This window comes from Marinospirillum insulare DSM 21763, assembly GCF_000686905.1.
Taxonomy (GTDB): domain Bacteria; phylum Pseudomonadota; class Gammaproteobacteria; order Pseudomonadales; family Halomonadaceae; genus Marinospirillum; species Marinospirillum insulare.
This window is the reverse complement of sequence record NZ_JMLW01000006.1, coordinates 39,030-52,864: the sequence shown is the minus strand read 5'-3', so window position 1 is coordinate 52,864 and position 13,835 is coordinate 39,030. Positions and strand designations below refer to the sequence as shown.

Sequence of the window (13,835 nt, the reverse complement as noted above, 5' to 3'; positions counted from 1 at the left end):
TAAGCAGGCTGGAAACCTTGCACGCTCTAGGTTACTGTAGTCAGCCTTTAACGAGTTATTTTAAGCTTTTCTATATAAGTCAATGGGATATAAAGCGGAATGGGTAAATCACTGGTCATCGTCGAGTCACCGGCCAAAGCTAAAACAATTAATAAATACTTAGGCAATGAATACATTGTTAAGTCTAGCGTTGGTCATATTCGTGATTTGCCTGTAAGCGGCAGTGGCAAAAGCACCACTGTTAGAACTAGCACTAAAGGGTTGAGCCCTGAAGAGAAAAAGCGCAAGGCTCAGTTACAGCTGTTTAAGCGCATGGGTGTAAATCCAGAAGAAGGTTGGACAGCTCACTATGAAATTCTACCCGGCAAAGAAAAAGTTGTTGATGAGTTAAAAAAGCTAGCTAAAAATGCTGACATGATTTATCTGGCAACGGATTTGGACCGCGAAGGGGAGGCCATTGCTTGGCACCTGCGGGAAACTTTGGGTGGTGATGACTCTCGTTACCGCCGTGTAGTGTTTAACGAAATTACTAAAAAAGCCATTACCCAAGCGTTTGAATCGCCTAGCATGCTTGATATGAATCGGGTACATGCTCAGCAGGCTAGACGCTTTTTAGACAGGGTAGTGGGGTATATGGTTTCGCCCTTGCTTTGGTCTAAAGTAGCACGAGGTTTATCGGCTGGACGGGTACAATCGGTAGCTGTGCGTCTGATCGTTGAGCGTGAGCGTGAAATTCGGGCGTTTATTCCTGAAGAGTATTGGGATGTTACTGCTCACCTGCAAAATGAAAAAGCCATAGATTTAACCTGTGCGGTTACTAAGCAGGCTGGTAAAGCTTTTCGTCCAAACAGTAAAGCTGAAACAGATGCGGCTTTAGCCGAGCTTCAACCCGCAACTTATACGGTTGCAGACCGTGAAGATAAACCAACGAGTAGTCGCCCTTCTGCACCTTTTATTACCTCTACTTTGCAGCAGGCAGCCAGTACACGTTTAGGCTTCTCTGTGAAGAAAACCATGACCCTAGCTCAGCGTTTATACGAAGCAGGTCATATCACCTATATGCGTACCGACTCAACTAACCTTTCACAAGATGCAGTTGCAGACTGCCGTGATTGGATAGCCAAAGAGCTGGGTTCAGACTATTTACCTGAAACACCCCAAGTTTATTCCAGTAAAGATGGAGCGCAAGAAGCCCACGAGGCGATACGCCCTTCTAGTGTGCAAGTACAAGGAAAAAACCTAGGCTCTACTATTGAGCGTGATGCCCAGCGTTTATACGAGCTTATTTGGCGCCAGTTTGTGGCTTGCCAAATGCCTCCTGCACGTTATTTGTCGACCAGTTTAAAAGTAAGCGCAGCTGGCTACGAATTAAAAGCTAAGGGTCGGATACTTAAGTTCGATGGTTTCACACGTATTCAACCAGTTACTGGCAAGCAGGCTGAAGACCAGGTATTGCCAGATTTAAAAGTGGGTGAAAAGCTAAACCTACAAAACCTAGATCCACGTCAGCACTTTACTAAACCACCCGCACGTTTTACTGAAGCGGCTTTGGTTAAAGAGCTAGAAAAACAGGGCATAGGTCGTCCTTCTACCTATGCGGCTATTATTTCTACCATTCAAGACCGGGGTTATGCCAAGGTTGAAAATCGCCGTTTTTATGCTGAAAAGATGGGCGATATTGTTACCGACCGCTTGGTTGAATCTTTCCAAGACTTATTAGATTTTAGCTTTACAGCGCGTATGGAAGACTCACTTGATGCTGTTGCCCAAGGTGAAGAAAAGTGGGTAACGCTTTTAGATAAGTTTTATACAGGTTTTAAGAAACAGCTAGAAAAGGCACAAGATACCAACGAAGGTATGCGCCCTAATCAGCCAGTTGATACTGATATTTCTTGCCCTAGCTGTGGTCGTCACATGCAAATACGCATTGCTTCAACGGGCACTTTTTTAGGTTGTTCTGGCTATGCTTTACCGCCTAAAGAACGCTGCAAAACAACCATTAACCTTGTTTCAGCCGATGAATTTGTGGGTGAAGACGATGATGAACAAGCAGAAACCAATGCGCTAAGAGCTAAGCGTCGCTGTCAAAAATGTGGTACTGCGATGGAAAGCTTTATCATTGATGAAAAGCGTAAGCTGCATGTTTGTGGTAACAGCCCAGACTGTGGTGGTTACCAGGTTGAAGAAGGAACTTTCCGCTTAAAAGGTTATGAAGGACCAACCTTAGAATGTGACAAGTGTGGCAATGAAATGCAGCTTAAAACGGGCCGTTTTGGTAAGTATTTTGGCTGTACCAATAGTGAGTGTAAAAATACTCGCAAGTTGTTACGCAGTGGAGAAGCAGCGCCACCTAAGATGGACCCTGTGCCTATGCCTGAGCTAAAGTGCTTAAAGGTTGATGACCATTATGTATTGCGTGATGGTGCCAGTGGTGTTTTCTTAGCGGCTAGTCAGTTTCCTAAGATGCGTGAAACCCGCCCACCCCAGGTGAATGAGATTAAGCCACACAAGGCAGAGATAGATCCTAAGCACCATTACTTATTGGAAGCGCCTGAATACGATACCGAGGGCAACCCTACGGTGATACGTTATTCGCGCAAAAATAAAGAGCAGTTTGTGCAGGCAGAAAAAGACGGTAAGGCAACTGGTTTTAAAGCCTTTTATGAAGGTGGTAAGTGGGTTGTTGAAGATAAGCCAAAAGCTAAGGCCAAGGCTAAACCTAAGCCTAAAGCGGCACCCAAAAAAGCAGCTGCTAAGAAATAAACATAAAACCCCGCTTTAAGCGGGGTTTTTAATGTGTTACTTAATGAGGGATTTTAATGGAAGGTAGCATTGAGGTCATCACGAATTAAGCCCACAGCTAAACCTTCAATAACTAAGGTTTCTTCTCTTAAATCAACTTTAATGGGTTCAAAGTCTGCATTTTCTGGCAATAACCAAACCCAATGACCTTCTTTTTTAAAGCGTTTGACTGTCACTTCATCTTGAATTCTTGCCACAACTAGCTGGCCATTACGAGGCGTATCGTTAGTGCGGTGTACTGCCAGCAGGTCACCTTCCATAATGCCTATATCTTTCATGCTTAGGCCTTTAACCTTTAATAGGTAGTCAGCCTTTTTACGAAAAGAGTTAGGGTCTACTTTTAAGTGAAAGGCAATGTTCTCAGAGGCTAATACCGGGCTACCAGCAGCTACCTGACCTAAAACAGGTAAACCTAGGTCGGCTTCTTCTTGATAACCCTCGCTACTTTTTACACTGGTTTCATCATTAAGAATACGAATGCCACGAGAGGTACCAGCTAAAATTTCAATAGCACCTTTTTTAGCTAGGGCTTTTAAGTGTTCTTCAGCTGCGTTGGCAGATTTAAAACCTAAAATTTTGGCAATTTCTGCTCGGGTTGGTGGCATGCCTTTATCGCGCATAGCGCGTTTTACAATGTCTAACACCTCTTGCTGGCGTTTAGTGAGTTTTAACATGGCAACCTCTAATTGAATAAATGCACAGCTGGCTAGCTAACCAGCACTAGTTTTCTATACAGTATTGTAGAGGTTGCTGGCTAGGAGGTAAACCTTTGAATGCAAAGTAAACTTTTATTGTAAAATTAAAGGTTGGAGTTGTTAGTTTAATAACTCAAAAATCACCCTGACCCGCGCAGTGGCTTCTACCTGACCTGCCACTAGCTCTGGCGCAGCCGATCTAACCGCTGAGTCGGCCATCATCATTAGTTTCTGTGATTGAACGCCTGGGCTCGATATTTCTTGTATTTGTAGAGCACGACCTAGGTTTTGACCTAAGCTATTAGCCATTAAAACTGCTTTGTCTTGCGCATCTTTCAAGGCCGCTTCTAGTGCAGGGTTACGGCTTTTACTGGCTTGACTAGAGTGATAGTTCATAGGTCCTAGTTGGTGAGGTTTGGCTTGGGTTATTTTTTCTATCCATTCTCCAGCTTCTTCTACAGGTAAATCAATCAGCTTTAAATTTCTACTCGCTGTGTAACCGGTAATTTGCCAAGTGTCATTACGTTGCGTTCGGCGAGGTTGAATAGAAATTTGCCCTGCTTCTAATTGTGAAGCTTGGGGTAGGTGTCGTTTTAAGTCACGCAATAACAAGCGAAAATCTTGCTCTAGGGTTTGAATGGCTAATTGAGAATCTTGATTTTCGGCACTAAAACTTGCATGAATATCTACTAGATCAGCATCAAGGCTAATTCGTGCTTCACTCTCTACCTGTAAGTGAGGCGTGGGTGCCCAACCTTGGGCGAATAGGCTGCTACTTAAAGCAAGCAGTAACAAACCTATCAATAATTTAGGTTGTTTAATTAAGTTCATAAAAGTCTCCGTTAGGGGTGAACACGACTGGTGTAATTTAAGCGCCACATAAGAATTGCAGCTGCAACACTTAGTCCAGCTATTAGGCCATACCAAAAGCCATATACACCTTGTGCACCCCAAAAATTATCAGTCATGGCTAACCACCAGCCACCAGCTAAACCTATCATCCAATAAGAAAATAGAGTAATTAACATAATAATGCGCGTGTCTTTATAACCACGTAAGGCGCCCGCTGCATTAATTTGAATCGCATCAGAAATTTGATACCACACAGCCAATTGGATAAGACTGGCTGCAAGAAGTTGCACTTGCTGATTAGGAGAATAGAGTTTGACGACCCAGTCTGCGGCAATCCACATAAATAGCGAAGATACCAGTGCTACTAAAAAGGCTAAACCTATACCATAAAAAGCAATCTCTCTTGCTTCTGCTAGGCGCTTAGCACCTACGGCATGGCCTACTTTTACAGTTAAGGCTAAACCTAGGCTTAGTGGCACCATAAATAATAAGCCCGTAAAGTTAAGGGCGACCTGGTGGCCTGCAACTGTAAAACGCCCCATTTCACCTATAAAAAGGGTGATGACAGTAAAGAGTGAAGCTTCAACAAAAATAGATAAACCAATAGGTAAACCTAACCAAAGAATTGCTGCTATCTCTTTTAGGCTAGGGCCATGAAATACATTAAAAATAGCAAAGTTTCGGTAGTGTTTTTCAAAGTGAACATAAAGCCCTAAAAGTGCCGCCATAAACCAAAAACTCATGGCTGTAGCATAACCACAACCGACCGCTCCTAGTTTAGGAAAGCCCAGTTCACCATAGATTAAAACGTAGTTTAAAGGAATGTTCAGCAGTAGGCCTGCCACACTAATTAACAGTACAGGGCGGGCATGGTTAAGCCCTTCACACATACAACGTAATACCTGAAATACTGCCACTGCTGGTAAGCCCCAAGCAATGGCTTTAAGGTAGGCAGCGCCTAAAGCTGCAACAGGTGGCGTTACCGACATAAAATCGAAAATCGCACGGCTAGAATATAAAATTAAGGCGATAGGTAAGATAACCAGTAATGACGTCCAGCCAGCTTGTTGTATGGTTCTTGATAGAATACTGGTATTACCAGCACCATTAGCCTGAGCAACTAAGGGTGTAGTTGCCATGAGCGTGCCAAACAAAAGTAATAATAAAGGCATAAAAACACTAGAGCCAACAGCAACGGCGGCTAGGTCTACAGCGCTTAAACGGCCGGCCATAATGGTGTCTGCTACACTCATCCCTGTTTGTGCTAAGTGAGCACCTAAAAGGGGTAAAGCAAGAAGAAGAAGGGGTTTGTTATGCTGTTTGAAAATTGCCAGAGACATGCTTTTTATGCCTTAAATGATAAAAGACTATTTTAACGGATTTTACTAATCAATTGCTGAATGACGAGTGAAATCGAGTGTAGTATTAACTTTTTCTATTTGGGAACACCATGTTTGATTCAGAGTACCAATCCTGTGAAAAGCTAATTGCTGTGTTTGAGCAGACTTTTTATGCCAGCCATCAAACACGTTTGGTCAGGGGTGGTGACGAGCCAGTTTACCTACCTGCCAGTAGAACAGGAACCGTTAACCAAATTGTTTTTGCTAGGGGTTTCTTTTCAAGTGGTTTACATGAAATAGCCCATTGGTGTGTTGCAGGCGCAGAAAGACGTTTATTAGAAGATTTTGGCTATTGGTATGTGCCCGATGGTCGGAACCCTACCCAACAACGTGCCTTTGAAAAAGTAGAGGTGCGTCCTCAAGCTTATGAGCAGTGCTTTACTTTAGCAGCGGGAAGAAAATTTAATATCAGTGCCGACAATTTAACGGGTCAGCCGGGTGCAACTTATAGCTTTGAATTAAATGTTCACCGCTTAACTTTGCAGTTGTTATTTAAGGGTCAATTAGCGGGTAGAGCCCAGCAGTTTTTTGATGCCTTGTGTAAAGCTTGGCAAAACCCCTTTGCTAGTTGGCAGTTAGATGCTTATAAAACTTTAACTGAGCGCATTGCTTGGCTAGAAGCTAGTCTGGAAGAATTGAAGCACAGCGAGCACTTTGAATAGCAACGTGGCTATCAAGCTCAAAGTAATTATGGCTAGGCGTAATGGCACAATACTGTAAACCATCTTGTTCCAACACATAAAGGTAGTCATGGCCACGGAATTGACGGTCAATTACCTTGGCTGCTTTAGGGTTGTTGCAGGCTGTTAGGGTTAGGTTTTCTGGTCGTAAAGATAAATGCACCTCACCTTCAAAAGTATTGTTTAGGTTAATAGTGCCTAGCGGGGTGTGGGCTAAGTTTCCACAAGCCTGGCCATGTAACAAGTTAGTGTGCCCTAAAAATTTGGCAACAAAAGCGGTAGCTGGGTTCTGGTAAACTTCTTGTGGGGTATCTAATTGAATAAGCTTACCCTGTTGCATGACACCCACTTTGTCGGCAAAGGTCATAGCTTCAGCTTGGTCGTGGGTTACTAAAATAACCGATGTGCCAGCCTTTTTAAAAAGCTCACGCATTTCTTTGCGGGTGGTTTCACGCAAAGCAGCATCTAGGTTAGAAAAAGGTTCGTCTAACAAAACCAGCTCGGGTTCTGCTGCCAGTGTTCTGGCTAGAGCAACACGTTGTTGTTGACCACCCGAAAGCTCATGCGGATAACGCTTTGCGTAGTCAGTTAAGCCCACTAGCTTTAACCATTCCATAGCTTTAGCGGTTAGTTCCTCTTTAGGCACATGGCGCATAGCAAAGGTAACATTGCGCAATAAAGTCATGTGCGGAAAAAGCGCATAATCTTGAAAAACTATACCTATATTGCGCTTCTGTGGTGGAAGCTCAGTCACATCTTGGTTGTGTAAATAAATGCGCCCAGCATTAGGGTGCTCAAAACCTGCCAGCATTCTGAGGGTGGTAGTTTTACCACAACCACTAGGGCCAAGCAGGGCTAAAATTTCACCTGACTGGAGTTCAAAGCTAACCTGATCAACTGCTAGATCATCAGCTAGGTTGTAACGTTTGCTTAAACCTTCAACGCGCATTAAAGGTTCAGTCGCTGACTGGGAAGTGACTCTGTTCATTTTTTGCTCTCGCGATTGAGAACCATGCCTACTGAGAGGCTGGAAAAAATAACAATTGCCGCTGCAAAAGGTGCCGCTTCAGCCATTAGGCCTTCAGATGTACGGCTAAACACTGTTACGGCAAGGGTAGTATAACCTGTAGGAGCTAATAAGAAGGTTATAGGTAACTCTTTCATACAAAAGAGAAAAACTAAAGTAATGGCAGCTAAAATGCCTCGATTTAAACGTGGGAAGACAACCTGCCAAAAAGTAGTGATGGGCCCATGACCTAAAGAGAAGGAAGCTTCTTCTAAATTAGATCGGGTTTGTAAGAGGGCGCTGCGTATTGGGCCCATAGCCAAGGCTAGGCTAGCTAAAGCCCAGGTAATAATTAGTAAGGCTAGGGTTTGGTAAAGGAAGAAAGCGGTATTTAAAGAAAAGAACACCATAGCTAAAGCAAGCGTTAAAGGTGGTAGTGCATAGCCTATGTAGGTGGAGCGTTCTATAGCAGTAGAAATGCGTGAAGGGTAGCGCACCAATAAGTAGGCTACAGGTAAAGCAAAGCCAGCCGCTAAAATTGCAGCAGGAAAGGCAGCCATAGCAGAGCGTAAAAAGGTAGCAGGTACGGCTAAGAAAAAGCTTAAGTCAGGTGGAGCTAAAATTAACCAATAGGCCAAAATCATTAAGGGTAAGCCTGAAGAACAGAGGAAAACTATAGCTAAATAAACCCAAGCAGGAATGACCTTCCAGCCAAGTTTAGAGGCTGCTTTAGAGCGAGCTATACCGCTACCTACGCTAGCAAGTCGCTTACGTTTAACTAGGGTTTCCATCAATACAAAACTACCCGCTAAGGCGAGTAGCATAAGTGACAGCCAAGCGGCATAGACTCGATCAAAAGCTCCTGAGTACTGGGTGAAAATAGCATAGCTAAAAGCGTCATAACGCATTAAAGCGACGGCTCCAAAATCACCCATAACATACAAGCCAATAACCAACCAACCCGCCATGAGTGCAGGGGCTAGGTGAGGTAAAAGCACCTTAAAAAAGATTTGTGTAGGTGAGTAACCTAAAGATTGTGCGCTTTCTTCTAAGCTTCTATCTAACCCAAGTAGGGCAGCCCTTAGGTTTAAAAATAAATAGGGAAAGGTGTAAAAAGCTAAAGCAAAGACTGCGCCCGAGTAACCGCTAACGCGTGGTAGTTGCCAGTCAAATAGTTGAGCAAAAATACCATAGTGTCCACCTAAACCTAGTAGTGCATAGGCCATGACATAACCGGGTACTGCAAGGGGTACAACAGACAAGAGGGTGATGGCTTTTTTATAGCGAATATCAGTGCGCGTTACTAACCAAGCCGTAGGCAAGGCCATAAGCGTGGTCACTAATAGCACCCCCAGCGTCAGTTTGAGTGTGTTGCTAAGTAGCTCTAAATTACGCGGCCGAAAAACCAGCTCCCGCAACATGGCAGGGTCTGCCTGAAAAGCCCTTAAGCCCAAGTAAAACAAAGGCACCACCATGGCAAACGCAATGACCACAGAGGGTATTAAAATATAAAAAGGTGGCCTTTGTCCCCAAGCTCTATAAATGTAAGTCGCAAAAGGTGCAGACATAGGGTGTAAGCCATTGTTAACTAGGAAATATTAGTTTGAAAATAGCATATTTAGCTAGTTTGGTAAATGATAATTATACTCAGCCATCTGGCTGTCGTTTGATTTTAATCAAGGCGACTTGAGTTGTTCATACAGTAAATCACTGACTTCTATAGCCCAATGATCTAACCAGGCTTGGCTGGTAGCTAGCAGAGCTGCGGTGGTTAATTCTGTTACTTGTGGCTGAGCATTCCATTGGTGTTGCAAAAGATTATTGCCCTGTGCATCTAGCAGGTTAATTTGAATTGCTATATCTAGCTGCTGTTTGGCTGTATTTAAATACCATTCTTGCAGGGTGATGCGTAAGCGATAAGTTGAACGGTAACCAGGCTGGTCAACTAGGCTGGTTTCTAACCATGACTGCTGGCCCAAAAAATTACTTATAAGCTGCTGAACTTGTTGGTCTAAGCTTTCTGCCCACCTTTGTTTACCAAAGGGTGATAGTTGGTGTTCTTGGCTACGATACCAAATTTCTCTTGTGCGCAAGGGGGCTGGTGCGGTGGGGCGTTCAACAGCTAAAGAAATACCTAAACTCATTGGCTGGTTGGTTAATGTGTCTGGTGGGCTAGGAAGTGTTTTGAGTAGCCATTGCTGAGGTGCTGTTTCTGGCTGGGGAACTAACAAGCTATCAGTACAACCCGTTAATAACCAGCCGGTTAATACTAGGGAAAAAAAATAACGCATACTGCTCTCCTTGTAGCCTATTCGCCTGGGCCAGCAGGTTGGGTTTGATTGCTACGTATCCAGGTGTTGCTTTCAAGTCTTAGTTGTTCTGCAAGGTTTTCAGCTTGTAAAAGTAATGGGCTGAGTAGTCGAGCACTGGTTTGCGTATCTTCACTCAAATTTTGTAACTGTTGGCTCATCAACTGCAGTTCTTGAGTTAAGCTTGCTTGTAATTCTTTTGTGCTGTCAGAAAAATCATGGGCTAGCTGGTTAAATACTTGGGGTTCAAAAGCGCTGATGCGTTCTTCTGCTGTATTGCTTAGTTGTTCTAAAGAAGTGAGCAGGCTGCTTACTTGCTGCTGCATGCGTTGATTGGTTAAAACACTTAGCTGATCGGTTAGCTGATTCAGTGATTTAGTGAGTTGATTAAAATTCTGTAGAGCCACATCAACTTTTTCAGTAATTTCACCTAGGCGAGAGCTTTGACTGGCAATTGTTGCAGGCTGCTTTTCGCTAGTTTCAAGCCTTTCTCCCTGAGTGTCGCTAGTATGTAGATCAATAAATAACAGCCCGGTGATACCTTGGAATTGTAGGGTAGCAAAAGTACTTTTTCGGATGGGTAGGTCGTTGTCTAAACGTAGTGATAGCTTGACTCTTTCTTCAGGGTCATTCACTAGGCTAATTTTTTCTACATAACCAACTGGAACACCACGGTACTTCACTGCTGCACGTTCATTTAAGCCAGAAACTGAATCATAAAAGTAGGTGACATAGGCTACTCGGTCTGTATTGCGGCTGTCTTGCGTCATATAGCCTATAAAAAATAGCCCAGCTAATATAAGCAGAACAACAAAGCCACCTACAAGAGTGTAGTTAATTTTTGGGTTCATCCTTGGTTAACTCCTATACCGCGTGTGCGTGCACCAGCAGCACGGGTGTTAGCAAAGTAATGCTTAATGACTGGATGGCTATTGACCGTTAGTTTTTCCATGGGTGCTTTACTTAACACCTGTTTGTCTCCTAAAAAAGCGACTTGATTACTAACTCGCCACAGTGAATCTAAATCATGGGTTACTAGAATAAGTGTTAAGTCTAGAGTGGCATGTAATTCCAGTAGCATATCATCAAAATCGCTGGCGCTGGCTGGGTCTAAACCTGCAGTGGGTTCATCTAACAATAACAGGTTAGGGTCTAGGGCTAGGGCGCGTGCAACGGCGGCACGTTTCAGCATGCCGCCACTTAATTCTTGGGGTAACTTAGTTGCTGCACTGGCTGCTAGGCCAACGAGCTTTATTTTTAGCATGGCTAGCTCTTTTATAAAGCTTTCGGGTAGGCGCTGGTGTTCTCTTAGGGGCAGCATAATGTTTTCAAGCAGGTTTAAGCTAGTAAACATAGCACCCTGTTGAAACATAATGCCCATTTTTTTTCTTAGTTGAATCAAGTGGTTGGTAGAAAGCTGATCTGTAGCTTGTCCAAATAAAGTGACGCTGCCTGCTTGGGGTGTTTTTAAAAGTGCTATCTCGCTTAAGAGCACTGACTTACCACTACCGCTACCACCGACCAGTGCCAAACGCTCACCACGGTTAATTTTTAAATTTAAGTTTTGGTGTACAACTTGGCTACCAAACTGGGTGGTAATGTTTTTAAGTTCAACAAGGGGTAGGTTAGGGCTTTGCATTTTACCAGCCTGTATTACTGAAAATAACTGAAAAAACAGCATCAATAATGATGACTAAAAATATAGCTTGAACTACGCTGCGGGTTGTTCTTTCCCCGACAGCATCTGCGCCTCCACTGGCTAGCATGCCTTGCATACAACCTACGCTGACAATCACAATGGCAAACACAGGTGCTTTAATCATGCCAATAAAAAAATGGCTAACGCTAACTTCTTGGCTAAGCCTTTGCCAGAAAAGAGTGGGACTAATTTCTAGTTGTAGGTGAGCAACTAAACTACCACCGAGCAAACCAGTTAAATCGGCCAGGAGTGTTAATAATGGAAGGGTAATAATTAAACCTAGTAGTTTAGGTAAAATTAACCAGTCAAAAGGGTTTTGTCCCAGACTGCGTAAGGCTAGAATTTCTTGGTTGATATTCATGGTAGCCAGCTGTGCAGCGTAGGCTGAACCCGAACGCCCAGCCACCAAAATAGCAGTAATTAATGGGCCTAACTCTCTTAGGTGGGTAAGGGCTACTAATTCAACAATAAATACATTGGCCCCGTAGGTTTTTAGTTGTAAACCTCCTTGCCAAGCGATAACAGCACCTAGCAAGAAAGCTAGCAGTGCAATAATGGGTACAGCATGCAAGCCATCGCGTTGGATGACATCGAACAAAAGCTTAGGTTTGAATTGGCGAGGGTTGCATAGCAGGGTGTAAAAGGCAGTAAAGAGTTGACCTATAAAGTTTAACAGTTGGTTAGCATGCCCCCAAAACTGACTAAATCTAAAGCCAAGGTCTGCTAACCAGTTTGGGCTTTTAGGCTCTGGAATAGACTCTTCGCCTTCCTTTAGTACCAGACGCAGTAGTTGTTGCTGTGTTGGAGTTAAACCTTCAGGCCAGTTGCTAGCTTGTTTGCCAAAAATGTGTAAAAAAGCCATGGCTCCGTTAGTGTCCATGGCTAGTGTTACGATTTTAAGTTCTTTTGAGTAGGCAGCAATCGATGGTTGGAGATCGAGCCACTGCTTTAAATAAGCCGTAGTCCAATCGCCATAAAGTAAGTAGTTACCATCAATTAGTGAAAGGCTAGGTTGTTGCCTTTGCTCTTGCATAGCTACTCCAAAAAAATCCTTAAGGATTGAAGTATCCCTTTTTAGTTCTTAGTTGTCAGCTTTAGCTCTTAATTGTCGGCTTTTGTCCCTGGTTTTTTGGGATAGTTTTTTTTGGAGCCAAAACTTTTTGACCTAGGCTTTCTAGCTGCTGGCTTTTGCCCTGGAGCTGAGGGTTGGTTTTTTCTAGGCTGATTATTAGACCGATTTCTTGGTGGTAACTTGGCTAGTGTTTTATTAAATTCAGGTAGGCTTTCAACGGTTAGAGCCTTTTTAATTAAGCGCTCAATATCACGCAATAGTTTTACTTCATCTTTAGACACTAACGAAATAGCCTGACCTGTAGAGCCCGCTCTACCTGTACGGCCAATGCGGTGTACATAGTCTTCTGCCACGTTGGGCAGCTCGTAGTTCACCACTTGTGGTAGTTGATCTATGTCTAAGCCGCGTGCGGCAATATCGGTTGCCACTAAAACTTGCACACTGCCATCTTTAAAACCAGTTAAAGCTTTGGTTCTTGCGCCTTGACTTTTATTGCCATGAATAGCAGCAGCTTGAAAGCCTGAAGCTTCTAACTGTTGGGTAAGCTTATTGGCACCGTGTTTGGTTTTAGTGAATACCAATACCTGAAACCAGTTATGGTCTTTAATGAGTTGTACTAATAAAGCAGCTTTTTCAGCTTTTTCAACTTTATAAATTTTTTGCTCAACGCTAGGTGCAGCGGCATTAGGGGGTGTGACTGACACTTCAACTGGGTTGTTGACTAGGCCCCTAGCAAGTTTACGAATATCGTTAGAAAAAGTAGCCGAAAATAATAAGTTTTGACGCTTAGGCGGCAGAATTTTTAAAATCTTTTTAATGTCGTGAATAAAGCCCATATCTAACATACGGTCGGCTTCATCTAGTACCAACACTTCAAGTTTAGAAAATTTCACAGCATTTTGGTTGTATAAATCCATTAGGCGGCCTGGGGTAGCAACCAGAATATCGACGCCTTTACGCAGCTTCATCATTTGTGGGTTAATTTTAACGCCACCAAAAACTACCGTAGAGGTTAGTTTTAAACCTTGGCTATAGGTAGCAACGCTTTCTGCTACCTGGGCAGCTAGTTCACGCGTGGGGGTTAAAATTAATGCGCGAGCTTGGTTAGCAGTGGCAGGTTTGCCTGCTGCTAGGCGCTCTAAAATAGGCAGGGTAAAACCAGCTGTTTTACCCGTACCTGTTTGTGCAGCTGCCATAACATCTTTGCCTGCTAAAATGGCGGGGATGGCTTGGGCTTGAATAGGTGTTGGGCGGGTATAGCCCTGCTCTTTAAGAGCGTCAAGAATCGGGGCGCTTAGGCCCAGAGTAGAAAAACTCATG

At 43.6% G+C, this 13,835-nt stretch carries 12 protein-coding genes; 2 read left to right on the top strand and 10 right to left on the bottom strand.

The features are described from left to right. Positions 1 to 99: 99 nt before the first annotated feature. Complete coding sequence (gene topA, locus BP27_RS15060) at positions 100 to 2,763, top strand: type I DNA topoisomerase (protein WP_036239280.1); 2,664 nt, start codon at positions 100 to 102, stop codon at positions 2,761 to 2,763. Between the two features lie 53 nt (positions 2,764 to 2,816). Here topA and lexA read toward each other — a convergent pair whose 3' ends face one another. The 3 genes from lexA to BP27_RS0103375 form a co-directional block, all read right to left on the bottom strand. Further along, positions 2,817 to 3,476, bottom strand: coding sequence for a transcriptional repressor LexA (gene lexA / locus BP27_RS0103385; protein WP_027850347.1), 660 nt, complete (start codon positions 3,474 to 3,476; stop codon positions 2,817 to 2,819). 141 nt (positions 3,477 to 3,617) lie between these two features. Further along, entirely contained in the window at positions 3,618 to 4,328 is a 711-nt protein-coding gene (locus BP27_RS0103380; protein WP_027850346.1) for an SIMPL domain-containing protein, read from the bottom strand. A gap of 11 nt (positions 4,329 to 4,339) precedes the next feature. Continuing rightward, a complete protein-coding gene (locus BP27_RS0103375) occupies positions 4,340 to 5,689 on the bottom strand; it encodes an MATE family efflux transporter (protein WP_027850345.1) in 1,350 nt (449 codons plus the stop codon). Between the two features lie 110 nt (positions 5,690 to 5,799). Between BP27_RS0103375 and BP27_RS15055 the strand changes: the two genes are divergently transcribed. Beyond that, positions 5,800 to 6,411 carry an elongation factor P hydroxylase gene (locus tag BP27_RS15055; protein WP_084324494.1) on the top strand — a complete coding sequence of 204 codons (612 nt, stop codon included), beginning with the start codon at positions 5,800 to 5,802 and terminating at the stop codon, positions 6,409 to 6,411. On the opposite strand, the gene BP27_RS15050 is transcribed toward BP27_RS15055, so the two are convergent. The 7 genes from BP27_RS15050 to BP27_RS15035 form a co-directional block, all read right to left on the bottom strand. Then, positions 6,371 to 7,417, bottom strand: a complete 1,047-nt coding sequence (locus BP27_RS15050) for an ABC transporter ATP-binding protein (protein WP_036239278.1) — start codon at positions 7,415 to 7,417, stop codon at positions 6,371 to 6,373. The two genes, BP27_RS15055 and BP27_RS15050, sit on opposite strands and share 41 nt — an antisense overlap. Continuing rightward, on the bottom strand, positions 7,414 to 9,003 hold the full coding sequence (locus BP27_RS0103360) for an ABC transporter permease (RefSeq protein ID WP_051610230.1): 1,590 nt from the start codon (positions 9,001 to 9,003) through the stop codon (positions 7,414 to 7,416). Before BP27_RS0103360 ends, BP27_RS15050 begins: the two co-directional genes overlap by 4 nt. A 108-nt stretch (positions 9,004 to 9,111) precedes the next feature. After that, entirely contained in the window at positions 9,112 to 9,726 is a 615-nt protein-coding gene (locus tag BP27_RS0103355) for an ABC-type transport auxiliary lipoprotein family protein (RefSeq protein WP_027850343.1), read from the bottom strand. Positions 9,727 to 9,743: 17 nt separating this feature from the next. Further along, entirely contained in the window at positions 9,744 to 10,595 is an 852-nt protein-coding gene (locus BP27_RS16655) for an MlaD family protein (RefSeq protein WP_027850342.1), read from the bottom strand. After that, positions 10,592 to 11,383 carry an ABC transporter ATP-binding protein gene (locus BP27_RS15040; protein WP_051610228.1) on the bottom strand — a complete coding sequence of 264 codons (792 nt, stop codon included), beginning with the start codon at positions 11,381 to 11,383 and terminating at the stop codon, positions 10,592 to 10,594. Before BP27_RS15040 ends, BP27_RS16655 begins: the two co-directional genes overlap by 4 nt. A 1-nt stretch (position 11,384) precedes the next feature. After that, positions 11,385 to 12,476, bottom strand: a complete 1,092-nt coding sequence (locus BP27_RS0103340; RefSeq protein WP_036239275.1) for an MlaE family ABC transporter permease — start codon at positions 12,474 to 12,476, stop codon at positions 11,385 to 11,387. A 68-nt stretch (positions 12,477 to 12,544) separates the two neighbouring features. Continuing rightward, on the bottom strand, positions 12,545 to 13,834 hold the full coding sequence (locus tag BP27_RS15035; RefSeq protein ID WP_084324493.1) for a DEAD/DEAH box helicase: 1,290 nt from the start codon (positions 13,832 to 13,834) through the stop codon (positions 12,545 to 12,547). Position 13,835: the final 1 nt, after the last annotated feature.